Raw genomic sequence first — 23,655 nt, forward strand, 5'->3', positions numbered from 1 at the left:
GTAATTTAAATATGGTTTTAGATTTTGTCATTTGTCATTGGTCATTTGTCCTTTGTCATTGGTCATTTTTCATTCGACCAATGACTATTGGTCAATTACTAATGAGCTTTTTTCTAATCACCCTTTCTCCAATGACTAATGACGAATGACCATTATGCTGAACGGCATCCTAAATCTGCCGTTGTGGGGGTATTGTAAGGATGAGAAGACTTGTCATAGCTGAGTTTGATTTCTTCTAATGCTTGCAGCAAATCTTCGCGACCGCGAAAACCTTCCAAACGTCGTCTGACAATACCGTTTTCGATCAAAAGTAAAGTTGGTAGTGACTTAAGCCGATATTTGGTTGACAATTTAAAATTGTCGTCGGCGTTTATATCAACTAATTTGATTTTCTCGTTGCATTGGGCTTTGAATTGCAACAGTAATGGGTGTATGATGCGGCACAAACCACACCAAGGAGCTTCAAAATTTACTAAAACAGGAATAGGGGATTCTAAAACTTCTTGAGTAAATGTCCGCTCACTAACCGACAACACCATGATGCCTCTAATACTATAGGGTTTTTATATCTAACTTGCTATCAGCACAAGGGTAGCGTAAGCTTAGTAACTGCCGATAGATGCCCTGGTAGGCATAACAGAAGGTATGCAATCTTTCCAGCCTTGATTTTGGTGAGTTTGCTACTGGCAAATAAGCTAATGTAGCATTCACAGTGGCATTTGAGGGTCTTGAACTCCAACGCGTCCTCTGCTGGGGAGGGAAAGTTAGTAGACCAAAAGCTACAACGCTTTGCTTTGGGATTCCCACGGTAGTGGGCTTGGGGAAGATAATAGTATACCATGAACAGTGCTAGTTTGGGGGTTCACCACTCCTGCTTCTCTTACACAGTAGGGCATTTCCGTAAGGATAAGAGTACGCGTAGGGGGTTTTCCCGCTTTTGCGACCTGTCCGTAGGGAAACCTCTAACGCACTGGCTCTGCTCGATATCACTTACTTTCAATGATGATTATTGACCAGCAACAACAAGGACAAAATCTCAAATTGATTTAACCCACCCCCTCCACTGAACAGCTATTTTCATTCATCCTACATTGATTTGGTAGTAACAGATGAGCCTAAATCCTCATCGGTTGTCTATCTTGTGCTGTTGTAAATAGGGTTTGAGTTCAGACTACCATCTTACCCTACTAGTCGCCACCAATAAAAGTGGATGCGACCACCACAATAGCAGCACAAATATAGCAACTCCAATATAAGCAGGACGAAGGAATTCCTGCCACCGTAGAGATTGACGTCCATCTAAAATGGCTGCAAAGGGAATAATGCTCGTGCGCTGTTTCACTGCCATAAAAGCCTCGCCATAGCGCCAACTAAGACGGCGATCGCCATGCCAGACCCCAAAGGCGTGATGTAAAATCAAACCCAAAGAAGTAACTAAAGTAAAAGTTGTACCCAACCACAGAGTATGAGCAATACACCAAATTATCTGTCCAACCATTTGCGGATGACGAGTAATACGAATAATTCCTGTTTCATAGAGGTGGACTTGGGGCTTTTGAATGGCAGCAACTTCTAGTAGATTGAAAGTAGCAGGATACAAAAATAAAAAAGAAATTGCTGACAGTACCCAAACAAATGGTTTTACCCAAGGTAAACTTTGGACTTGCCAAAGCTGTAAACCATCATAACGATGGTTAAAAAAGTAAATAATCAAAATTACTGCCAAAGGTAAACTAACTAAGGCAAAGATAATCCGGTAAACTCGTGGGCCAATATATTTTTCTGCCCAAGGTCGCAAGGCGGCTCCGCCGCTATGAGCAATTGCAAAACCAAATTGTAATCCCAACATTATAAAATGACTGGGGGTCAACCACGGTGGCAGCATCATATACACAGGTGAAGTAATTTAAAGAAAACTTAATTCAGTACAATCAATACCACAAAGTATTCAAAGGGGGACTTAAGTCAAGATGTTGTGTTAATGTCTTTTTCGGATAAAGCCTCCGATTTTAATATGCAACAAATTATGTCCAGCCAGAATACTATGATTCGCTGGTTTTTTACTAATGCTGCTCCTTTCTTGTCTGTGGGTTGAGCCTTATGTCTGACCTTCCATTCACACTAGATCAGTTACGGATTCTGAAAGCGATCGCACAAGAAGGGAGCTTCAAGCGCGCCGCTGATAGTCTCTATGTTTCCCAACCTGCCGTAAGTTTGCAAGTGCAAAACTTAGAACGGCAATTAGATGTTCCCTTATTTGACCGTGGAGGACGTCGTGCTCAATTAACCGAAGCAGGACATTTACTCCTCAATTACGGAGAAAAAATCCTCAGTCTGTGTCAGGAAACCTGTCGCGCTATTGAGGATTTACAAAATCTCCAAGGCGGTACATTAATTGTTGGTGCTTCTCAAACCACCGGCACTTATCTTTTGCCCCGGATGATTGGGTTATTCCGACAAAAATATCCTGATGTGGCAGTGCAATTACATGTCCACTCTACCCGCCGCACTGCTTGGAGTGTAGTGAACGGACAAGTTGATTTGGCAATTATTGGTGGTGAAATTCCTGCGGAATTGGCGGAATCTTTAGAAATTATTCCTTACTCAGAGGATGAATTGGCGCTGATTTTACCTGTGTTACATCCTTTTAGCAAACTGGAAACCATCCAAAAAGAAGACCTATATAAATTACAATTCATTGCCCTTGATTCTCAATCAACAATCCGTAAGGTCATAGACCAAGTGTTAGCACGTCATGATATTGATACACGGCGTTTAAAAGTAGAAATGGAACTCAATTCGATTGAAGCAATCAAAAATGCTGTGCAATCTGGTTTGGGAGCTGCTTTTGTTTCTACTTCCGCCATTGCCAAAGAATTGCAAATGGACGTGTTACATTGCGCCCCCATTGAGGGTGTTGTCGTCAAGCGGACACTGTGGCTGATTTTTAATCCTAATCGCTATAGATCCAAGGCTGCAGAAGCTTTCAGCCGGGAAATTCTACCCCAGTTTGCTGCGCCTGGATGGAATATCGATGTGTTAAAATCTTCACAAAATCATCGGAGCTTAGCTATCAATACCACATTGGAATTAGATACATCCCACTCAGATGAAAGTTAAGATTTAGTCATCTGTCATTAGTCATTTGTCCTTTGTCATTTGTCATTTGTGAAGAAGCTAATGACTGATGACCAGTGACCAATGACTATTGACCATTGACTATTGACAAAAATGGAAATTTATTGCACTCGTCCCGGTTGTCCTCGACCACGCAACTACTTTTCAGATTTAGATGACCATTCCATTTTAAGAACCGTGCAGCAAAAATACTGTACAGCTTGTGGAATGCCTCTAATTCTGGTTGGGCGCTACTTGCCGACAAAATTACTGGGACGAGGCGGTTTTGGAGCAGCGTTTTTAGCCTGCGATCGCTATACTCCAGGAATGCGCCAGTGTGTGGTTAAGCAATTCCAACCAGCAGGTAATCTCAGTGCAACTCAACTAAAATTAGCACAAGATTTATTTGAGAGAGAAGCCATTGTCTTAGAAGAAATAGGCTCTCAACATGACCAAATTCCTGATTTATTCGCTTATTTCCCAGTCATAGTTTCTAGCTTTTCTCAACCAGGACAACAAGAACAATTTTTTTATCTTGTTCAAGAACATATAGATGGACAGAACCTAGAAGAAGAATTAAATCACAAAGGTCAATTCTCTGAACAAGAAGTATTAAATTTGCTGCAAAATGTTCTCAAAATCTTGCAGTTTGTCCATAACAAAGGCATCATTCACAGAGATATTAAACCCTCTAACATTATGCGTCATCGTAACGGTAAGCTTTACCTATTAGATTTTGGCGCTGTTAAGCAGGTAGCAAACGCACCCCCTGGAGGAGTAAGTTCTTCAACTGGCATTTTTTCTCTGGGTTTTGCACCACCTGAACAAATGTCTGGTGGACCAGTCTTTCCATCCACAGACTTATATGCGTTGGCTGTGACAGCGGTGATGCTATTAACGGGTGAAAAGGATGTAACCAAGCTATTTGATGTTTATAGTAATCAATGGAAATGGCACAAGCGTGTTTCTGTCAGTCCTGTAGTGGCTAATACTCTCGATAGAATGCTTTTACCTGCTGCTAATCAACGCTTTCAGTCAGCACAAGAAGTCTTAGACGCTCTCAACTTAACTGTTCAGCCTATAATATCAACACAAATTAATCCCCGCCAACCTACCCAATTACCGTCGTCAATCAAGTCGCAACCACAGCCTATGCCCACTCAACCTGCACAGCAAAGGCGATTATCGTTAACATCACGTGTTGCACCATTGTCTACTTTAGAGTTATTGATGGCGGCTGGATTCAGTGGTTTTGAAGGCGGATTGATGGCGATCGCTGTGTATGGTGTGCTTCGTTCTCTAAATATTACTTTGCTTGCTTGTGCTGTGATCCTGGCAATATTAATTTTTGGGCAAAAGCAACGCTGGATTGAAAAAACCGAGATGTTAGTCCTAGCAGGAGTCACATGGGGAGTGATATTTTTTTTCCCTGTGTTACGGGCTGGTTTAAGTATTAAGCAAGTAATTATTTTATCTGTTGCTGCGGCTTTAGTCGCGATCGCTGTTACAGCTTTATTCCGTCTGATTTATAAATTATTAACTCTATTTTTTTCCAATTAACTATACATCAGAACTGATGCAAATTTTATTTACATAAATATTTATGGCTGTAATTTTTACCGATATAATTTTCTTGAAAATTATAAATTTTTAACTTTTAATTTTCTATGTCCCAAAAAAACGAAACTGCTGTTCTTTTCCTAGCTTTATTAATTACTGTGGGATTGGTAGGTGGTGGGGCATGGTTGCTAAAAGATAACATCTGGCCACAAAACTCTCAGGATGGTGGCAATTCACTACAACCTAATAACAAGCTAATTACAGATAGGATTAGCTTTGGTGAAAAAACATTATCTTCAATAGAAGCTTCTCCCACAAAAAAAGAAGGTATCACAGCACTAGCTTCTGGCAACTACAGCAAAGCAATTTCTAACTTAGAAGCAGCCCTGAAGTTTAATAAAAATGATCCAGAGACATTAATCTTTTTGAACAATGCTCGCATAGAATCTGCTAAAAATTATACGATTGTTGCCAGTGTACCACTGGGAACCGACCCCAATGGTTCTTTAGAAATTTTACGCGGTATTGCCCAAGCTCAAAATGAAATTAATGCTGCGGGAGGCATTAAGGGAGTACCACTAAAAGTAGGGATAGCAAACGACGATAATAATCCAGAAGTTGCCCAACAAATTGCTAACGTGTTGGTGAAAAATCAGGAAGTACTGGGTGTAGTTGGGCCTTATGCTAGTGACGTCACTTTAGCCGCAGGCACTGTTTATACCCCCGGACAACTTGTGGCTATTTCCCCAATTAGCACTTCTGTGAAAATATCCAACTTTAGCCGCTATATTTTTCGCACGGTTCCTAGCGATTTTATGGCAGCCAGGGCCTTAGCTAAGTATATGGTAGAAAACTTACAGAAAAAAAATGCGGCTGTTTTCTTCAATTCTCAAAGTAACTATAGTCAGTCTTTAAAGTCTGAATTTGTCTCGTCTGTTTCCCTAGAAGGTGGACAGGTGTCAAGCGAATTTGACTTATCTAAAGCCGATTTTAGTGCCGCTAAAAGTGTAGAACAAGCAATTAAACAAGGTGCAGAAGTTTTGATGTTAGCAGCTAGTACAGATGCTTTAGATAAAGCACTGCAAGTAGTGCAAGTAAACCAAAAACGGTTAAGTTTGCTTGGCGGAGATGATATCTACACGCCCAAAACTTTAGAAATTGGACAGCAACAAACAGTGGGAATGGTGCTGGCTGTTCCTTGGCATATTGATAGCAATCTCAGCACCGATTTTCCGCAAAAGTCACGGCAGTTATGGGGAGGTGATGTGAACTGGCGTACTGCTTTAGCATACGACGCTACCCGTGCTTTCATTGCAGCATTAGAACGTAATCCTAGCCGTATAGGTATCCAACAAACTCTTTCATCACCTAAATTTTCTACTACAGGCGCTTCTGGTACAATTCGGTTTTTATCATCAGGCGATCGCAACGCCCCTGTACAGTTGGTGCAAATCGTCAGCAAAAATCCTTCTCGTTCTGGTACTGGGTTTGATTTTGTACCAGTTTCTACATCACGTAATTAAATGGTAATAGGTAATTGGTTTATAGTCACTACTTATTACAAATGACAAATGACGAATGACAACCCTAACTAGTTAGCTTTATTTTTACCTATCTACTTAGTTAAATTTATTTGTATCATCCACTTAAAAATAAAACAATTAACCAATTCTTAACCCATACCGATTCATAAAAGTGAAAAATTGCTTTAAGAGCAATAACTAAAAAGTTATAAATTTATTATGTCTCAAAAAAATGAAACCACAGTTTTGCTTTTGACTCTAGTAATTACGCTAGGGCTAGTAGGTGGTGTTTTTTTATGGTTAGCTAATAGTTCTGGAATTAGATTCTTCAACGCTAAAAATAATTTATCTGAACCGATTCAACCGCCCACTGCTGAGACTTTTGCACGATTACCGAATGTTCCCTCTGGCTTGTTTAATTATGGTGGTAGCACTACTTGGGCGCCAATTCGTAAAAATGTTGATACAGCGATTCAAACTGTATTTCCGCAATTTCAACTACGCTACACAGATCCAACGATAGGGGCCCCAGGTTCTGGAAGTGGGATTAAGATGCTTTTAGACAATCAGCTAGCTTTTTCCCAGTCCTCACGTCCAATTAAAGACGAAGAATACCAAAAAGCACAGCAGCGCGGCTTTACTTTAAAAGAAATTCCAGTGGCGATTGATGGCATTGCAGTTGCAGTAAATCCCAATCTCAAAGTACCTGGTTTAACTGTTGCCCAACTTAAAGATATATACACTGGCAAGATCACCAACTGGCAACAAGTAGGAGGGCCAAATTTAGCGATTACACCTTACTCTCGCCGTTTGGAAGAAGGAGGTACGGTCGAATTTTTTGATGAAAACGTTTTAGAAGGAGAAAAATTTGGTGCGAATGTTCAATTCATTCCCACTACCACAGAAGCTTTAAAAGAAGTCGCAAAAAATCCAGGAGGTATGTATTACGCTTCTGCACCAGAAGTAGTCGGTCAATGTACTGTTAAACCCTTACCACTAGGAAAAACAGCAGATAAATTTATTCCATCTTACAAAGAACCATTTATTCCTCTGCAACAGTGTCCACAACAGCGTAACCAACTCAATGCATCTACTTTTTTGAGTGGTGAATATCCAATTACCAGGCGGTTGTTTGTGATTGTGAAACAAAATAATCAAAGCGATCAGCAAGCGGGAGAAACCTATGCCAATCTACTGCTTACAAACCAAGGTCAAGAATTAATTTCTAAAGCTGGATTTGTCAGGATTAGATAATTTATTATTTGTTGATTGTTGATTCTTGGTTGGTGTTGGGCTAAATTCACTCTTCTACTAATAAACAACTACTAACTATCAACAGCTAAACTTTTAATTTGTTGGTTGTTGGTTGTTGTTGGAAACAATCAATAACTAACTACTAACAATAGGTAAATTACTATGTCACAAAAAAATGAAACGCCAATTTTAATATTATCTTTATTAATAACTATTGGGTTAATTGGTGGAGGCTTTTGGTGGTTTGCCAGAAAAACTAGTTTTAACTTTAATCAAGTTACCAAACCTCAACCGATTAATTCCACTAGTCCTAATATTACTAAGCCAGAATCAAGTGGTAACAATTTTGCCTCTATTCAAAGTATCCCCACAGGATTATTTAACTACGGAGGCAGTACTTCTTGGGCACCAGTTCGACTCGCTGTTGATCCAGCAATTCAAGCAGCACGACCAGAGTTTCGTCTGCGTTATGTAGAACCAATCAGTGGTACTCCCGGTTCCAGTACAGGTATCCAAGCATTAATTGATGGTCAATTAGCATTTGCTCAGTCGTCTCGGCCAATTCTGGACGAAGAATTAAAGCGTGCCAAAGAGCGTGGCTTTACTCTGCAACAAATTGCTGTAGCAATTGATGGCTTAGCAGTAGCGGTAAATCCTAATATTAATATCCCAGGACTAACACTAGACCAATTACGGTCTATTTACACAGGTGAAATCACGAATTGGAATCAAGTGGGTGGTCCTAGTATCCCTATAAAGCCATACTCACGTCGCATCAGTGATGGTGGGACTGTAGAACTATTTGTTCAAGACATCTTGAGTGGTCAAGCTTTTAGCTCTAATGTGGAGTTTGTTTCCACAACCACCCAAGCCCTACAAAAAGTGGCTGGTAGTCTTGGTGGCATATACTACGCTTCTGCCCCAGAAGTTGTTCCCCAATGTTCAATTAAACCCTTGCCTTTGGGGCGAACGCAAGGGCAGTATATTGCTCCTTACCAAGATTCACTTGTCCTCCCTTCTGAGTGTCCTGGTAAACGAAACAAATTGAACATTGAGGCTTTCCAATCTGGAAAGTACCCAATTACCCGAAATCTGTTTGTGGTGGTCAAACAGAATAATCAAATTGAGCAGCAAGCAGGTGTCGCTTATGCCAACTTGCTGCTGAGTGAGCAGGGACAGGAATTGATTTCCCAAGCAGGGTTTGTCAAAATTCGCTGACTCTTGTCATAAGCAGACTAGAAGGTGGCGAGATTGCCAATAGACACCCCTAGAACCCTCTACAAACGTGCAAGAAATGATTGGGTGATATTCTCTTAACAGATTTACGCCTTCCCGTAAGGATAGCGGTGGTGGGCGCTATTCCTGATGGTAGGCGACTTCTCGTCAAGAACTTGGCTAATGTGCTTTAGCCGGCTCTGTTAATCGACTCTGCTGGCAAGCAAATCAAATTATCTCCCTGAGTGAGGATTAAGCCGCGCTGACGCAACTTACCCATCAAACGGGTGACGGTAACACGAGTCGAACCAATAGCACTGCCAATTTGGGCATGAGTGAGAGGGAAAGGTAGGCAATAGCCACGAATCACTTCAGGATCTGTTTCGCTCGTTGCCGGCTCTCCATATTCCTCAATCAACAATGTGAGGAATCCTAAGAGTCGGTCAATGGTGCGGCGTTGTCCTAAGGCACTCAGCCACAGCAGTTTGCGCTGATGCTGATATCTAAACAGATCCATGATTTCGCGGCGGAAGTGAGGCCAATTATCTAAATCGTGCCAATACATCCACAACACTGCTGTTTGGTCAACGTGAGCATAAGCCTGGAGTGTGAATGGTGACTGGGCAACAATTTCAAACGGGTTTCCCGCACCAACAAATCCTAAGAAGGCTTCTTCTGGGGTTCTGTTAATGCGTCGAGACGTTAGCTGATTTGCTGTTGCACTCACTTGGGCGGTTCCTACCATGCGGATAGCACCCCTTTGCACCAAATACAGCAATCCAGGACGGGCTGGAATGCGCTCATCTTTGCTAAAGGTGCGGCAGCGGTAGTGTTCTTGAGCCCAATCAAGAATTCGTTGCCAAGTTAAGAAAGGCCGTGATGCCTCAGAAAAGGAGGATGGAGATTGCATAGGTAACAAAGAGCGTTCGGCTGAAGACAAAGACGTCATAACAAGGTGCAAGGAGTGTCTTCTTGTTGGCAGGTTAGGCTTAACACCTAACAGTGCCAGCCATGCAAAGAGAGGAATTTGAGTTCCTACTCTTTTGTTATACTACCTACTGTACAATGATGGTAGTAAAATTTACTCAGTTTCAAAAAAAATTTGCATAATTCTAATTTTTCTTTGCTTAGATTAAAGTTCTGTCTTAAGACAGATGACATAAAATCAATAGTTTTAATAGAAGAGCCTTTCATCAGTAAAGCATGTGCATAAAATGCTACTAGTAAGTAAATACACAGCAATCAAACAGTTAGTACACAGTTATTTAATATCTACTTTAAGTATTTATACGCGCTACACCAAAATTGAAAGCCTAGCAAATAAAAAAATTCCTCTATCTAAAGGTAGAAATAGTAATCAAGTTTTTTACATCACAGGATTAGCATTACAGCTGTCAAAATATGAGAAAATTTCAGCGATGGAGATTGCTGAGGCGATCGCTTCTCATTTATCGGCAAACTCGGCTGGAGTTTTCAGTATTCAAATAGTTCCACCTGGTTGGATTCATTTAAAATTGGCTGACTCTGTTTTGGCTAGCTGGTTGCAGAGGCTGGTTGAAGGACGGGTGAAGACTGTAGCAAAAGGAGACGGGGACACAAGGGACAAGGGGGACGACTTGGAGGACAAGGAGTACAAGGGGGACAAGGAGGAATTGGTTACTATATTATTCTCCCCACACCCTTCACACTCCTCACACTCCCCATCTCCCCGATCCCCGATCCCTAACCACCTATTCCTAACTCAATATGCCCATGCACGCTGTTCCTCCCTTGTGCGGCTAGGTGAACAAGAGGGATTAATTTCTTCTGAGGGCGCTATACCTTGGCTTAACAAACAGCAAGAACTACGTTTTCATCACCCAAGTGAGCTGTATTTGTTAAGTGAGTTAGTACAAGTAGTTGATGAATTAGAGTGTTCTGACTCTAGTGATTCGGTGAAATGGGAAAAGCCAGCGCTTTGTTTAACTCAAATGTTTGACAACCTCTGGCGTGACTGTCAAATTTGGGGTGAGGTAAAAGTCAACTCACCAGAACTAGCTCAAGCCAGGCTGGGATTGATTATGGCTACTCAATCAGTTTTAAGAATACTGTTGGAAAAAAAGCTTGGTATTTTGGCTCTGTTGGAATTATGAGGAAATCTTTATTTAAAAAGGTAGAAATATGAGAGTTTAATGAAAGGTATCAAAACTTTTGTAACAAGTATTGACTGCTTTAATGACCCAAGATATATTAACAGGTGTGTGAGGAGCGAACCAGCAAGGGTGCCGAGACGAAACACGGCCAGTCGTCGGCACCCTTTCTGATTTTTTAGTATTTTATTAGTGGTTAGTGGTTGTTACAAATAACGAACAACAAACAACTACTACGATAGCAACAGCTTTTCTATGGCCACTGCTGCTCCATCTTGCTCAACACTGGGGGCTATCCAGTTAGCGATCGCTTGGACTTGTGATGGAGCATTGCCCATAGCAACACCAATCCCAGCATACTCCAGCATTTCTAAATCATTAAAGTTATCGCCAATAGTCATGACATTACTAGGTTGTAGCCCTAGCAGTTCTTCAGCAAGGTAACGTACTGCCACACCTTTATTAGCAAAAGGATTAGTCGCTTCAAAAAATGTGGCCACGGATTTTGTCAAATACAACTCAGCAGGTGTGTATTGACGGCTTAAAGAACCGAGTAAGTTATCAATAATGTCTGTGTCATCGCACAAAGCTAGTATTTTTGTGGGTTCATAAGTGTTTAAAACTTGACGTAAGTCACCGACTGCAATAGGGTTAATCCCAGAACGTTCTGCATAAAGTTGAGTTTCGGTTGTGATTTCACGGACGTAGAGTTGATCGTTGATGTAAAAATGAACAGATAAAAGCGATCGCAATTGTGGTTGTTCAAAATAGTCTAATAGCTGCTGAGCCATTTCTCTGGAAACAGGTAAATGTTGGTACATTTGTTCAGAGGTTGGGTCTTGTATCCAAGCTCCTTGATAAGCTATTAAGGGTAAAGTAGAGCCAATATCTTGATGGAAGCGCAAAGCAGAACGGAACATCCTACCAGTGGCGATCGCGACCTTAATTCCTTGTGCTTTTGCCACAGTGATTGCTTCTTTGACAGGTTTGCTGATATTGTTAGATTCGCCGGCGATAGTTCCATCTATATCTAGAACCAGCAGTTTAATTTCTTTTGTAGCCATACCCGCAACAGCAGCTGATTTTATTTGAGTAGCAGATGCTTTGTGCATAAATTTGGTTATCAATTTCATAAAGAAAGTCTCAGTTAAGAGATTATCAGGCTAGGGCAGAATATGGCAGTAGATCTTCTTGAAAGTAATCTAGCTGAATAATACAATTCATATTTAAATTCCATTATTACTCTACGTAAATTTGCGATAGTAATTACCTAATACGTAAATATATTTTAGATATTTAATTAATTTCTATTTGTTTTTTTCTCAATTGAGAAAAATCTTCAGTATTTTTTGCTATTGAGCTAGACATAGATCACAAAAAAGCCAAGATTTTCTTAGTTGGTTATCTCCTCAATCAAATTCCTATAAATAATTAGTAAAAACTAGTTTGAACTATAGACAGGTAGGAACATACTAAGTTATCAATTGATTAATCAAACATTCACTTCATTAGAAAGTGCATCTTAGGTTGATAGAAGAAAGCAAAGAGAAGTCACAGCTGAGGCTTTTTTTGCTCTCAACTTCAAAGAGGCAAAAGACAATTAGTGGGGGATCTCTGCACCAAGCAGATCGCATCTATAGATCAACAACTGACAACTACCAAATCTGTGATGGACATAGGATTTTAAACCTCTTTTGGGTAAAGCTATCCAGCATACTTAAAAACTTTATTCTGTATAGCTTCCCTCTGCTTTTTTCCTTTGCGCAGAACAGATAATTGCTCTTAAGTTATACAAAAACAGAAGGATTTCCATGATTAAAAAAGGTTTAACCGGAATAATTTTTGCTGCTGCTGCATTGACTGGATTATTTTCTCAAGTAGGCTCTGCATCTGCAACTGATTTTACTTGGGATGATTCATGGGTACAACCCGAAATACAAAGTAAAGAAACAACTGGTTTTGATGACACTATTTTCCAGCAATTTGTGCAAATAGAAAGAATGGCCATACCAAATAGCCAACAATTTCTATTAGATCCTAGTAAGTTATTTTTGAAATATAGCAATGATGTCAGTGTTTATTTCATCAACGAAGGAGCTGGTTATAGAAACCAGTTGGCTTATCAGGCAACTGGGGCTACAAATAAATCTGGTTTAGTATTCAATGATATTGCTTGTAGTGGTTCTGGGTGTGTTGGTGATTGGGGTGGTAATACACTCAAGCTAGGTGATGGAGTAAATCTTGGCAACTTTGCAGCAGGTACGCAATTAGATTTTTGGTTGAGAGCTGATGGTTTGAATCGTGGTAATTCTGCAAATATTTTTGGTACTCAAACTTCCTCAAATCAGGATGGCCTACAGCACGTTGTTGCCTATGCTGTTGGTGATTATATCTTATTAGGTTTTGAGGATTTGTATGGTGATTTGGGTGCTTCAGGAATAGATCCAAATACTGGGAAGTACAACGAAAGTTCAGATCGCGACTTTAATGATGTTGTGATGGTGCTGAAAATAGGTGAGAAAAATGTTAAAGCATTAACTTCAACTTCTGTTCCAGAACCAAGTGCAACTTTATCATTATTGGGTGTGGGAGCATTAGGTATGCTGAAACTACGTCGTCGTCAAAAGCAGGTAAAAGAATCTACTTAATTTAGAATCACCTGTAATCTAAACGGAAGCAACTGGCTACAATAAGGCTATGTCCCAAACAACACCTTTAAATCAGTTGGCTTCCGATTTTTCAAACACGACACGTCCTACATTTATCCTCATCGATGGACACTCCTTGGCATTTCGTTCTTACTTCGCCTTTGCTAGAGGAAGAGACGGGGGACTGCGAACCAAAACAGGAATTCCTACTAGTGTCTGTTTTGGCTTTTTAAAGTGTCTGCTAGAAGTTATGACACTGCAACAGCCACAAGCAATTGCAGTGGCTTTTGATTTAGGTTTGCCCACATTTCGCCACGAAGCAGATGATACTTATAAAGCTGATCGCCCAGGTACACCAGAGGATTTTGTTCCGGATTTGAAAAACTTACATGAGTTGCTAGACGCATTCAACCTCAAAATTCTCACTGCCCCTGGTTACGAAGCGGATGATGTACTGGGAACCTTAGCACAAAAGGCAACGGTGGCGGGGTATCAAGTCAAGATTCTCACAGGCGATCGCGATCTATATCAACTGATCGACCCTGAAAAAGAAATTAGCGTTTTGTATTTTAGTCCAGATGCGCTGAAACGTTCTACATCTACAAATGGGATCAGCGAATTTGGACAGGAAGAAGTAAAAGAAAAACTAGGGATTTTACCATCACAAGTGATTGATTTTAAAGCTCTTTGTGGTGATAAGTCAGATAATATTCCTGGTGTCAAGGGAATCGGTGAAAAAACGGCAGTCCAGTTGCTAAATACCTATGGTTCTCTCGAGCAAATTTATGCATCATTAAGTGAAATCAAAGGCGCGACTCAGAAAAAATTAGAAGCTGGCAAAGAAGACGCAGAAAAATCTCGATACTTAGCAGCGATCGTCCTTGATGTTCCCCTCGATATTGATTTAGAAGATTGCAAATTAAAAGGCTTTGATAGTAGCGTTCTAGTACCTATTTTAGAAAAATTAGAATTTAAATCTTTTTTAGGCAAAATTAACCAACTCCAGCAAAAGTTTGGTGGTACTGTAGCAGAAACTTCAGCTACAGACACAGAAGAAGTAGGGGCGAGTTATGCACCCCTACCTGGTAGGGAAGATGAAGATTTGTGGTTTTTCAGTGCTGCGGATACAGAACAACAACAGCAACAAAATACTTCTACAATTCAACCCCGCATTATTGATACAGAAGCCAAACTCACTGAGTTGGTGAAGTTTTTACAAGAATTTACTAACCCTAATTTCCCCGTAGCTTGGGATACTGAAACCAACGACTTAGAACCACGAGATGCTGAGTTAGTTGGAATTGGTTGTTGCTGGGGAGTAAACCCTGATGAAATAGCTTACATTCCCTTGAATCATCAAACTGGGGAAAATTTAAACAAAGAAATTGCACTAAAAACCTTACGCCCAATATTAGAAAGTGCTAGTTATCCTAAGACTTTTCAAAATGCTAAATTTGATCGCTTAGTTTTCAAGTGCCAAGGAATTAATTTAACAGGGGTAGTCTTTGACCCTATGTTAGCAAGTTATGTCCTCAATCCTGATAGTAGTCATAATTTGAGTGACTTAGCTCAAAAACATTTGGGGTTGATAATTCAAAATTATGTAGATTTAGTTCCTAAAGGGAAAACTATCGCTGATATTGGAATTCCTCAAGTAGCCGAGTACTGTGGTTTGCAAGTTTGGGCTACATTCCAATTAGTGACAAAATTGCGTACGGAACTGGAGAAAATACCAGCTTTATATCAGCTATTAGTGGAGGTGGAACAACCTCTAGAAGCTGTTTTAGCGGATATGGAATACAACGGTATTCACATCGATACAGCTTATTTGAAAGAACTTTCACAACAATTAGAAACAGATTTAGCAAAACTGGAACAGCAAGCCTACAAGATAGCTGGAGAAAAGTTTAGTTTAGGTTCTCCCAAACAATTAAGTCAAATCTTATTTGAAAAATTAGGGTTAAGTACTAAATATTCTCGCAAAATTCAAACAGGATATTCTACAGACGCAGCTACTTTAGAAAGATTACGAGAGGTAGACACAACAGGCATCATTGATACTATCATTGAATATCGGACATTAGCAAAATTAAAATCTACTTATGTAGATGCTTTACCAGCCTTGGTACGTGCAGATACAAAGCGAGTTCATACTGATTTTAATCAAACAGCGACATCAACAGGAAGGCTATCTTCTTCTAATCCAAATTTGCAAAATATTCCAATTCGCACTGCCTTTAGTAGGCAAATTCGTAAGGCGTTTTTACCAGAATGTGGTTGGTTAATGGTTGCAGCTGATTACTCTCAAATAGAGTTAAGAATTCTCACTCATTTAAGTCAAGAACCAGTACTAGTAGAAGCTTATCAAAACAACGAAGATATTCACACCGTGACCGCGAGACTGATGTTTGAAAAACAAGATATTACATCAGATGAAAGGCGGGTCGCGAAAACAATTAACTTTGGTGTGATTTATGGTATGGGTTCGCTGAAATTTTCCCGTTCAACGGGTGTAGATCGAAACCTGGCGAACGAATTTATTAAGCGATTTAACAAACGTTATCCGAAAATATTTGCATATTTAGAAGGATTGAAAAAACAAGCGATCGCTCAAGGTTATGTAGAAACAATTCTCGGTAGGCGTCGCTATTTTGAGTTTACCACCAATAGCCTACGTCAGTTAAAAGGCAGTAAGCCGGAAGATATTGATTTAGGTAAACTTAAGAATTTAGGTAACTACGATACTGGTTTATTACGTTCTGCTGCCAATGCCCCAATTCAAGGTTCTAGCGCTGATATTATCAAAATTGCGATGGTGAGGCTGCATGAAATTTTGCAAAATTATCAAGCACGATTATTACTACAAGTTCACGACGAATTAGTATTTGAAGTTCCTCCGCAAGAATGGGAAGAATTACAAATCCAAATTAAGTCGACAATGGAAAATGCAGTGCAGTTAAGTGTTCCCTTAGTAGTAGATGTACGTGCTGGTGAAAATTGGATGGAAACGAAGTGATGAGGGGCTGTCTAGAAAATAGGGAACTCTTAACGGGGAATGTACTCTACGGGAAACCCCCATTGATATAAAACTCTTGATTTTGCTGCATTATCCCGCCCAGCAATTTATTGCTGGCTAATACCTTAAGTACGTTGAAACGCACTTAAGTCAAAAAAGACATACCCTTAGATAGTTGTCTTATCAAAATAGTTCTTTCTTGGGGAGTTGAAATTATTACCTAGAAAACCAGAAAAATATGCTTTGCGAAGGTGGATATTAGTACCTAAAAACTATAAGGTAAATGTCATTGGTTAATAGGATTGACACATTTTATTAGCTGTGTTGCTTTGCGTTAAATGTAGCATTTTTAAACGCAAAGGAGCGCGAAGTAACCGCAGAGGGACGCAGAGTCTTTTTAGAAAGAATTTGCTAGGAATTAAAGAAATTTTGTACTTAGTGCTATTAACCTTTAATATACTTACCTTTAATAATTCATGAGTAGCTTTGAAAATAATAATTTTTGGTCTAAATTAAACAATTTTGTTTTAGTTAGATTTCTACTTTTGGTTGCTTCTGGCTGGGCAATTGTGCAGCTTTTAGCTTATTTTGAACCAGTGATTGTAATTTTTACTTTTGCTGCTATATTAGCTTTTTTGCTAAGTTATCCTGTCAAATGGCTCAAACGTTTTTTGCCCCATAGTTTAGCAGTAATTTTAATTTTTTTGCTGAGTATTGTGATTATTGGTAGTTTAACAATTACTGTTGGCTTAACTATTGTTTCCCAAGGACAACAATTAATTGATAGCCTTACAAGTTTTCTCAATTCATTAGTACCTTTATTAGAGCGCATAGAATCATTTTTTCGCTCACGCAATATTCAGCTAGATTTAACTGTTATTGAAGGTCAACTACGGAATCAAGCTATATCTAGACTTGTAGCTAGCTTGACTATTTTACAAACATTTTTAACTAATTTTGTGACTTTTATATTAATAGCAGTTATTGCTTTTTTTATGCTCCTAGATGGAGAGAAGCTTTGGTATTTAATTCTCAAAATAGTACCGAAGCAACGCCGTAGTAGATTTAATAATATAGTTAAACGCAATTTTTTAGGATTCTTTCAAGGTCAATTTATATTAACTTTATTTCTGACTAGCTCTACTTTTATTGTGTTCTTGTTATTAAAAGTTCCCTTTGCTTTAATATTGTCAGTAATAGTCGGTTTACTAGACATTATTCCTGGTATAGGTGCAACCTTGGGAGTTGGTACAATTACTTTAATTGTATTATCTCAAGGTGTTTGGTTAGCTCTCAAGGTATTGGTAGTTTGCATTATACTTCAGCAAATACAAGATAATCTTATTGCACCTCGGATTATGCAAGGTGCGCTAAATCTTAATCCTGTAGTGGTATTTTTTGCTTTACTAGTAGGCGCAAGAGTAGCCGGTTTATTGGGAATTTTTATTGCAATTCCTATTGCTGGAGTGATCGTTTCTATATTTGAAATTGATGAAATGAAATCCGAGATTTAGTTTGTAACGAGTAGTAACACATTTAGCTTTTAACATTTACATTGCTAAAACTTAGATGAGAAACTAATGTAAGATATATAATTTTGTGTAAGTTTTATCTAATATAGTAAAAAGATCCTTTTCCTTTAACTAATGACTAATGACTAATACAAATTTAAGAGCAGAACTAACAGAAAACTTAGATGAGGCGGAGTGGGAGTGGCTAATTCCCCACGCGCAAAGAGATGCAGTAATTGTGGTAGCAGTAGGATTAGATATATTGGATGTAGGTGTAGCTATTGCTAGTGATAATGTTTTAGAAGTCCAAAACTGGATTGATGAAGCATTAATTACTAAACCATCTTTAGATCAATTGGGTCAATGGAATAGTGATCGCGCTAAGCGGTTTCATACTTTAATAGTCCAACCATTTGTATTAGTGCAAGAAAAATTAGCTGCTTAAACAGTTATCAGTTAACAGTGAACAGTGATCAATAACTGATAACTGATCACTGTGAAAGTGGGTTTTTGCCCCGCGCCCGCAATTTATTTGAGGGCGGTATTTTAGGCTAACTGAAGATTTATCTAAGTTAATCAAACCCTTTCTCTAATTCTATGTCTTTACGTCCCTGTGCTGTTCTAGATTCAAGATTTACTAACGCTACAGTTTTATCTCCATTGGCGGTTGCTATTATTTTGCCATCTGGGCTATACGCAACGCAATAAATTGCACCTTCGCCAACTGCAACGTGATTAAGTTCTTCACCCGTATCTACTTGCCAGATTTTAAGATTGCCGTCGTAACTCCCACTAGCTAAATTTCTGCCATCGGGGCTAAAAGCGACAGCATAAACTTCATCATTATGTCCTATGATATTACTAATTTCTCTACCAGTTTCTACATCCCAGAATCTAATAATTTTATCTTGATGTCCACTAGCTAAAGTTGTACCATCAGGGCTAAAACAAATAGAATAAATTCTCCCTAGTGTACCAGATTTACCTTTGAGAGTCAGAAATTTATCTTGAGTTAGATGCCAAATTTTAATAGTTTGGTCACGTTCACCTCCACCACTAGCAACTAATCTATTATTAGGGCTAAAAGCAACACATAAAATTTCATCTATATGTCCTGTCAGTGTATATACTTCTTTTTGTTCATCTAAAGACCAAAGTTTAATAGTTTTATCTTGACTACCACTAGCAATAATTTTACCATTGGGACTGAAAGCAACAGCATAAACTTTCTCTTTATGCCCAATAAAATTATAAATTTCCCTTTCTGTATTTACATCCCATAATTTAACTGTTTTATCGTCATGACCACAAGCTAAAATTTTACCATCAGGGCTAAAAGCAATTGAATTAACTTTTCCAGAAACTGTAAGAGTACGGTTTTCCTGAGTATCTAATCGCCAGATTTTGATGGTTTTATCGTGACTACCACTGGCTAAAATCCTCTTTGTTGGATCAACAGAATTGGGATGAAAAGCAACAGAAACGACTCGTTCGGTATGTCCTTGCAAGCTAGGAAGAGATTTGCTCTTTTGTATTTGCGTTGTCGCTGGTGTTGGAGATGGTATCTCGACTGGCGGTAAAGCTTTTGTTGCTTCGGTTTTTTCTGCTTCTGATGATTGAAGATGTAAAATTCTGTTTTGTGGTTGAGGCTTTACTGATGTTGGAATTGTAATTTTTACTTGGGGTTGTTTAATTTTTGCTGCTACTTCTTGACTGAGACGTTGTTCTGTTTGAGTCAAAGACTCTGCTAAGTTCTGGATTTCAGTTTGCAGTAAAGCGATCGCGTATTTAAATTCTTCTAATTGTTTTTCGGTATTTTTATTAAAGCCTTGTGTATAAGCATTTAGTTGAGTGACATATTGCCTCAAGGGTTGAATTTGTTGTTGAGTATTTGTATTTATCTGTTTTGTCAAATTCTCAAGTTGTTCCACACGTTGATGAATAGCATCAAGTTTTGTTATTGGCTGTTGGAAATTTGTAGTGATTTTTTTTGTTTCAGCATCAATTTCTCCTACTTGTTGTCTTAAGAGTTCAAATTGCTTTTGAGTACTGGCATTTAGCTGTTGAGTAAAATTGTTGAGTTGGGTAAGATTTTGTTTAAGAGGTTCTATTTGTTGGACACTTGTATATAACTGTTGAGTGTAGGTGTTGAGTTGGGTAAGATGTTGTTTAAGAGGTTCTATTTGTAGCTCAGTCGCTTTCATCAACTGCTGCCTAAATGTATTAAATTGCGCTAAACGTTGTTGATTAGAGTCAGTATTTTGCTCCTTTTGATTTTGTCGTAATTCGTCTATTTGTTGTTGAGTTGTTTGACTTAATCTTTGTGTAAAGTCATCAAAGTTTTCTAAGCGCTGTCTAAAGGGATCAACCAATTGATCGAATTGGGCGATCGCATTTTGTCGATATTGTTCGTTTAAACGCTTCAATCGTTCCCGATTCGTGAGGTTTAAACCAAGGGCTACAGTTAAAGGAAATGCTGCGTAGACAACTTGTTGAGTAGCTGTAGCTGCCAAGGTTCCAATTGCGGAGGCATATAAGGAAACGTATTCAGTAATTTCTAGCCAGTGGAGTTTGGTCATATTTGGTGGACTGCTGTACTTGCGGCTGGGAGGTAAAACAGCTAGAACATGCAACGTAGTTTTAGGAGTTATCTTCATCTTCTGCTAAGAAACTTCTCCAATCTGTGCCCAGAAATCCTCATTACCCACGGGAGATAAATAAAGATGCTGCCTTAGGCAGAAGAATGGATTAGTTTGTAGGGGTGTAAGGGTGTAGCGGTGAAACTTGTTTGATGAAAACTGCCAAGAAGTAAATGCGATCGCCCATACTAAAGAAGGGTGTAAGGTTAATTTGAATGAGGTTTCCTGACACCCTTCTCCTTTTACACTCCTAAATCTCTGTCAACAGAAATCATGCTTGGTTTTCTTAGCAATCCTTTTGACACCACCCAAACTCCTCACAGTGGTTATCACTGGGATCATAGTAGCCGTCGCTTCTTTGAAGGTTGGTACTACCGCGTTACTTTGCCTGATGAAGATCAATCCTTCGCCTTTATGTACTCTATCGAAGACCCTATCGGTGGCAAACTCCATAGCGGCGGTGCAGCCCAAATTTTGGGACCGAATGATGAGTATTTATGTCGTACCTTCCCAGAAGTTAAGAATTTTTGGGCAAAGCCGGATGTGCTAGCTTTGGGTCATTGGGGTCAAACTAATCTAGAAGGCAGAGGGCAGAGGGCAGAGGGCAGAAGGGAAGAAAGTTTTTTTCACAAGCTTTTGAGCCAAACTGTGCTATCTACTCAACCTTGCTACTTAGAACCAGAAGAATTTGAACGCTACATTCAGCAAGGCTATCAAGCCACAGCGACCTTAAATCAGGGAATAATCAGTGATCCTGGTACTGGTCGATATTGTCGTTGGCAATATGAAATTCAACCCGTGTATGGCTGGGGAAATCAACGCAGCCTACAGCAATCAACCGCAGGCTGGTTATCATTTTTGCAGATTTTTGAACCTGGTTGGCAAATCTTAATGGCGCATGGGTTAGCTAGCGGTTGGATAGACTGGAATGGCAAACGCTACGAATTTACCAACGCCCCTGCTTACGGTGAAAAAAATTGGGGGGGTGCTTTTCCTCAAAAATGGTTTTGGGCAAACTGCAATAGTTTCTCAGGCACTCCTGACTTAGCCTTAACTGCTGGCGGTGGTAGACGAGGGGTGTTGTGGTGGATGGAATCTGTAGCGATGATTGGCATACACTACCAAGGCAAGTTTTACGAATTTGTGCCTTGGAACTCACAAGTTAACTGGAATATTCAGCCTTGGGGTAAATGGCAAATGCAAGCCCAAAATTCTCACTACGAAGTTGAATTAACAGGAACTACGGATTTGCTAGGAACTCCCTTACGTGCGCCGACAGAGAATGGTTTGATATTTTGTTGTCGTGACACTTTGCAAGGGCAATTGAATATAGAACTGCGAGAAAAAAAGAATAATCACCAAGAAATTATCCTGAAAGCACACAGTTCAGCTTGTGGATTAGAAATAGGCGGCGGGCCTTGGAATGATGCTTGGCAGTCTCATTAAAAGTGGTATCATGGAAAGTGATATCCATATATTTTGGGGCTGTAGCTCAGTTGGATAGAGCGAGCGCCTCCTGAACTATCGGGCACCATAGAGGAAACTCTATGAGTGAATGTGGTTAAATTCGGTGAACCCTAAAAAATGAGTAAACCGTTGTCAAACTCCTAGTGATGATTAGGGCAAAGAGCTACCAAATTGTCGATATCGTTAATCTGAGAAATAAGCGTATTGTGAGCGAAGTCTTTAATAGGCTTGATGTGGCACATTTTATAGTGCTTGTCATATCCGCACACAGCGCACTGTTTAGGTTTATCTGATTGACAGTATATGTTTCTGGCAATTTGACGCACTCTAGCTGAATGCTGGTACAACGCCTTAGCCTTAATGTCAGCAAGAGTAAGACTTGACCAATCCACGTAAAACGGGTTACAAAAATCACAAGTAGTTATTCTACCGATGATTTCAAGCCCATAGTGTTTGCAAAATCTCAGTTTCTTGTTTTTTTAGGATGTTTCTGCTTATTGTAAGAAGCGGCACAAGAGTGAGAGCAAAACATAGGATTGGTAGTTGCTAGACCACAGTTTTTACATTTCATGGGAATACCGAGCCAAGCCTGAGTATTAAAACTATACAGTATATAGCTGTAAGTTTTCTCAGGAAGGTGTAGAGACTAGATAGCCACCACCTAAAGACTTACAGTCTATGGTGAAGGTATAGTCCAGAGAGTGGGGAAACTCACACAAATCTGAAGCGCTAGGTCGCCGGTTCGAGTCTGGCCAGTCCCGTTGTCTAAAAACTTTTATATAAAGTTGCACGAACACTTTGCATCTGCCTCAATAGCGGCTAAAATCTAGCATCGAGTCAGCAACTATCTATTGTTGCTAGGCTTACTTGATTGCTTGCAAAACAAGGGAATTACCCAAAAAATACTCTTGGGAAAATTTCTCCTAACTTTGCGGTGTTAATTATTCTTTTTCAAGAAAAATTGTTGCAGCTGACGAACTGATAGAACCTTGAAAAAGCCACTATTCAAAAATCTTTCTTCTCGGTTGATGATTCTCACCCTACCACTAATAACGTTGTGGGGTTATAAGGAAATCCAAGGCCAATTTAGACAACCACAAGCGATTTTAGTCTTAGGTGGTTCTACAAAAGAATTAGAACGAGAAAAATTTACGGCAGATTTTGCCCGTAGGCATCCTAACCTACCTATTTGGATTTCTGGAGGTAGTCCACCAGCAGTGACAAGAAAAGTATTTACAAAAGCAGGAATTCATCATCAACGCTTACACTTAGATTATCGAGCCAATAATACAGTAGAGAACTTTACAACTCTAGTAGATGAATTAGAAAAAAATAATATTAAAAGTGTCTATTTAATTACTTCTGACTATCACATGAGACGCGCTAAAGTCATCGGTGAGATTGTTTTGGGTAGTCGAGGAATTACTTTTAAACCAGTGTCAGTTCCTTCTGGTAGTTCCCAACCAGAACCGATTGGCAAATCTATCCGCGATGGTGTGAGATCCTTAGTTTGGGTAGCAACTGGTTACACAGGTGGAGATGATTTGCCAGATAAAAATTAAAGTAGTTGAATTTC

Annotated in this window: 18 protein-coding genes; 12 read left to right on the plus strand and 6 right to left on the minus strand. The window is 39.5% G+C overall.

What is annotated here, in order from left to right:
- Positions 1-152: 152 nt before the first annotated feature.
- Together RS893_RS25305 and RS893_RS25310 are read right to left on the minus strand one after the other, a co-directional pair.
- Positions 153-539 carry a thioredoxin family protein gene (locus RS893_RS25305; RefSeq protein ID WP_315788391.1) on the minus strand — a complete coding sequence of 129 codons (387 nt, stop codon included), beginning with the start codon at positions 537-539 and terminating at the stop codon, positions 153-155.
- Positions 540-1,171: 632 nt separating this feature from the next.
- Entirely contained in the window at positions 1,172-1,888 is a 717-nt protein-coding gene (locus RS893_RS25310; protein ID WP_315788392.1) for an NnrU family protein, read from the minus strand.
- 212 nt (positions 1,889-2,100) lie between these two features.
- On the opposite strand from RS893_RS25310, the gene RS893_RS25315 reads away from it, so the two are divergent.
- From RS893_RS25315 to RS893_RS25335, 5 genes are all read left to right on the plus strand, one after another.
- Positions 2,101-3,120, plus strand: coding sequence for a LysR family transcriptional regulator (locus RS893_RS25315; protein WP_315788393.1), 1,020 nt, complete (start codon positions 2,101-2,103; stop codon positions 3,118-3,120).
- Positions 3,121-3,231: 111 nt separating this feature from the next.
- Positions 3,232-4,677, plus strand: coding sequence for a serine/threonine-protein kinase (locus RS893_RS25320; RefSeq protein ID WP_315788394.1), 1,446 nt, complete (start codon positions 3,232-3,234; stop codon positions 4,675-4,677).
- A gap of 107 nt (positions 4,678-4,784) precedes the next feature.
- Positions 4,785-6,200 carry an ABC transporter substrate-binding protein gene (locus tag RS893_RS25325; RefSeq protein WP_315788395.1) on the plus strand — a complete coding sequence of 472 codons (1,416 nt, stop codon included), beginning with the start codon at positions 4,785-4,787 and terminating at the stop codon, positions 6,198-6,200.
- A gap of 219 nt (positions 6,201-6,419) precedes the next feature.
- Positions 6,420-7,454: a PstS family phosphate ABC transporter substrate-binding protein gene (locus tag RS893_RS25330; protein WP_315788396.1), complete on the plus strand. Its 1,035-nt coding sequence runs from the start codon at positions 6,420-6,422 to the stop codon at positions 7,452-7,454.
- A gap of 162 nt (positions 7,455-7,616) precedes the next feature.
- The gene (locus RS893_RS25335; protein WP_315788397.1) at positions 7,617-8,672 is read left to right on the plus strand and encodes a PstS family phosphate ABC transporter substrate-binding protein; all 1,056 of its coding nucleotides are present in this window, start codon (positions 7,617-7,619) and stop codon (positions 8,670-8,672) included.
- A 187-nt stretch (positions 8,673-8,859) separates the two neighbouring features.
- Here RS893_RS25335 and RS893_RS25340 read toward each other — a convergent pair whose 3' ends face one another.
- Complete coding sequence (locus RS893_RS25340; protein WP_009455792.1) at positions 8,860-9,618, minus strand: Crp/Fnr family transcriptional regulator; 759 nt, start codon at positions 9,616-9,618, stop codon at positions 8,860-8,862.
- A 265-nt stretch (positions 9,619-9,883) separates the two neighbouring features.
- Here RS893_RS25340 and RS893_RS25345 point away from each other — a divergent pair, with 265 nt between their 5' ends.
- Positions 9,884-10,801 (plus strand): DALR anticodon-binding domain-containing protein, encoded by a 918-nt coding sequence (locus tag RS893_RS25345; protein WP_315788398.1) that lies wholly within the window; start codon positions 9,884-9,886, stop codon positions 10,799-10,801.
- Between the two features lie 230 nt (positions 10,802-11,031).
- Here the strand turns inward: RS893_RS25345 and RS893_RS25350 are convergent, their stop codons facing one another.
- Complete coding sequence (locus tag RS893_RS25350; protein WP_315792093.1) at positions 11,032-11,910, minus strand: Cof-type HAD-IIB family hydrolase; 879 nt, start codon at positions 11,908-11,910, stop codon at positions 11,032-11,034.
- Positions 11,911-12,609: 699 nt separating this feature from the next.
- On the opposite strand from RS893_RS25350, the gene RS893_RS25355 reads away from it, so the two are divergent.
- From RS893_RS25355 to RS893_RS25370, 4 genes are all read left to right on the plus strand, one after another.
- A complete protein-coding gene (locus tag RS893_RS25355) occupies positions 12,610-13,446 on the plus strand; it encodes a DUF4114 domain-containing protein (RefSeq protein WP_315788399.1) in 837 nt (278 codons plus the stop codon).
- A 49-nt stretch (positions 13,447-13,495) separates the two neighbouring features.
- Positions 13,496-16,462, plus strand: coding sequence for a DNA polymerase I (gene polA, locus RS893_RS25360; protein WP_315788400.1), 2,967 nt, complete (start codon positions 13,496-13,498; stop codon positions 16,460-16,462).
- A gap of 476 nt (positions 16,463-16,938) precedes the next feature.
- Positions 16,939-17,976 (plus strand): AI-2E family transporter, encoded by a 1,038-nt coding sequence (locus tag RS893_RS25365; RefSeq protein ID WP_315788401.1) that lies wholly within the window; start codon positions 16,939-16,941, stop codon positions 17,974-17,976.
- 139 nt (positions 17,977-18,115) lie between these two features.
- On the plus strand, positions 18,116-18,418 hold the full coding sequence (locus tag RS893_RS25370) for a DUF2288 domain-containing protein (RefSeq protein WP_315788402.1): 303 nt from the start codon (positions 18,116-18,118) through the stop codon (positions 18,416-18,418).
- A 127-nt stretch (positions 18,419-18,545) separates the two neighbouring features.
- Here the strand turns inward: RS893_RS25370 and RS893_RS25375 are convergent, their stop codons facing one another.
- Complete coding sequence (locus tag RS893_RS25375) at positions 18,546-20,630, minus strand: hypothetical protein (RefSeq protein ID WP_315788403.1); 2,085 nt, start codon at positions 20,628-20,630, stop codon at positions 18,546-18,548.
- A 255-nt stretch (positions 20,631-20,885) separates the two neighbouring features.
- On the opposite strand from RS893_RS25375, the gene RS893_RS25380 reads away from it, so the two are divergent.
- Positions 20,886-22,058: a tocopherol cyclase family protein gene (locus RS893_RS25380; RefSeq protein ID WP_315788404.1), complete on the plus strand. Its 1,173-nt coding sequence runs from the start codon at positions 20,886-20,888 to the stop codon at positions 22,056-22,058.
- A gap of 161 nt (positions 22,059-22,219) precedes the next feature.
- Here the strand turns inward: RS893_RS25380 and RS893_RS30400 are convergent, their stop codons facing one another.
- Positions 22,220-22,471, minus strand: coding sequence for an HNH endonuclease (locus tag RS893_RS30400; protein ID WP_396336389.1), 252 nt, complete (start codon positions 22,469-22,471; stop codon positions 22,220-22,222).
- Between the two features lie 636 nt (positions 22,472-23,107).
- Here RS893_RS30400 and RS893_RS25385 point away from each other — a divergent pair.
- Positions 23,108-23,641 (plus strand): YdcF family protein, encoded by a 534-nt coding sequence (locus tag RS893_RS25385; protein ID WP_315792094.1) that lies wholly within the window; start codon positions 23,108-23,110, stop codon positions 23,639-23,641.
- Positions 23,642-23,655: the final 14 nt, after the last annotated feature.

It is taken from the genome of Fischerella sp. JS2 (assembly GCF_032393985.1).
Taxonomy (GTDB): Bacteria; Cyanobacteriota; Cyanobacteriia; order Cyanobacteriales; family Nostocaceae; genus Fischerella.

Coding starts and splice junctions, on each gene's coding strand:
- RS893_RS25305 (WP_315788391.1), bottom strand. CDS start 539: ATGGTGTTGTCGGTTAGTGAGCGGACATTTACTCAAGAAGTTTTAGAA.
- RS893_RS25310 (WP_315788392.1), bottom strand. CDS start 1,888: ATGATGCTGCCACCGTGGTTGACCCCCAGTCATTTTATAATGTTGGGA.
- RS893_RS25315 (WP_315788393.1), top strand. CDS start 2,101: ATGTCTGACCTTCCATTCACACTAGATCAGTTACGGATTCTGAAAGCG.
- RS893_RS25320 (WP_315788394.1), top strand. CDS start 3,232: ATGGAAATTTATTGCACTCGTCCCGGTTGTCCTCGACCACGCAACTAC.
- RS893_RS25325 (WP_315788395.1), top strand. CDS start 4,785: ATGTCCCAAAAAAACGAAACTGCTGTTCTTTTCCTAGCTTTATTAATT.
- RS893_RS25330 (WP_315788396.1), top strand. CDS start 6,420: ATGTCTCAAAAAAATGAAACCACAGTTTTGCTTTTGACTCTAGTAATT.
- RS893_RS25335 (WP_315788397.1), top strand. CDS start 7,617: ATGTCACAAAAAAATGAAACGCCAATTTTAATATTATCTTTATTAATA.
- RS893_RS25340 (WP_009455792.1), bottom strand. CDS start 9,618: ATGACGTCTTTGTCTTCAGCCGAACGCTCTTTGTTACCTATGCAATCT.
- RS893_RS25345 (WP_315788398.1), top strand. CDS start 9,884: ATGCTACTAGTAAGTAAATACACAGCAATCAAACAGTTAGTACACAGT.
- RS893_RS25350 (WP_315792093.1), bottom strand. CDS start 11,910: ATGCACAAAGCATCTGCTACTCAAATAAAATCAGCTGCTGTTGCGGGT.
- RS893_RS25355 (WP_315788399.1), top strand. CDS start 12,610: ATGATTAAAAAAGGTTTAACCGGAATAATTTTTGCTGCTGCTGCATTG.
- polA (WP_315788400.1), top strand. CDS start 13,496: ATGTCCCAAACAACACCTTTAAATCAGTTGGCTTCCGATTTTTCAAAC.
- RS893_RS25365 (WP_315788401.1), top strand. CDS start 16,939: ATGAGTAGCTTTGAAAATAATAATTTTTGGTCTAAATTAAACAATTTT.
- RS893_RS25370 (WP_315788402.1), top strand. CDS start 18,116: ATGACTAATACAAATTTAAGAGCAGAACTAACAGAAAACTTAGATGAG.
- RS893_RS25375 (WP_315788403.1), bottom strand. CDS start 20,630: ATGAAGATAACTCCTAAAACTACGTTGCATGTTCTAGCTGTTTTACCT.
- RS893_RS25380 (WP_315788404.1), top strand. CDS start 20,886: ATGCTTGGTTTTCTTAGCAATCCTTTTGACACCACCCAAACTCCTCAC.
- RS893_RS25385 (WP_315792094.1), top strand. CDS start 23,108: ATGATTCTCACCCTACCACTAATAACGTTGTGGGGTTATAAGGAAATC.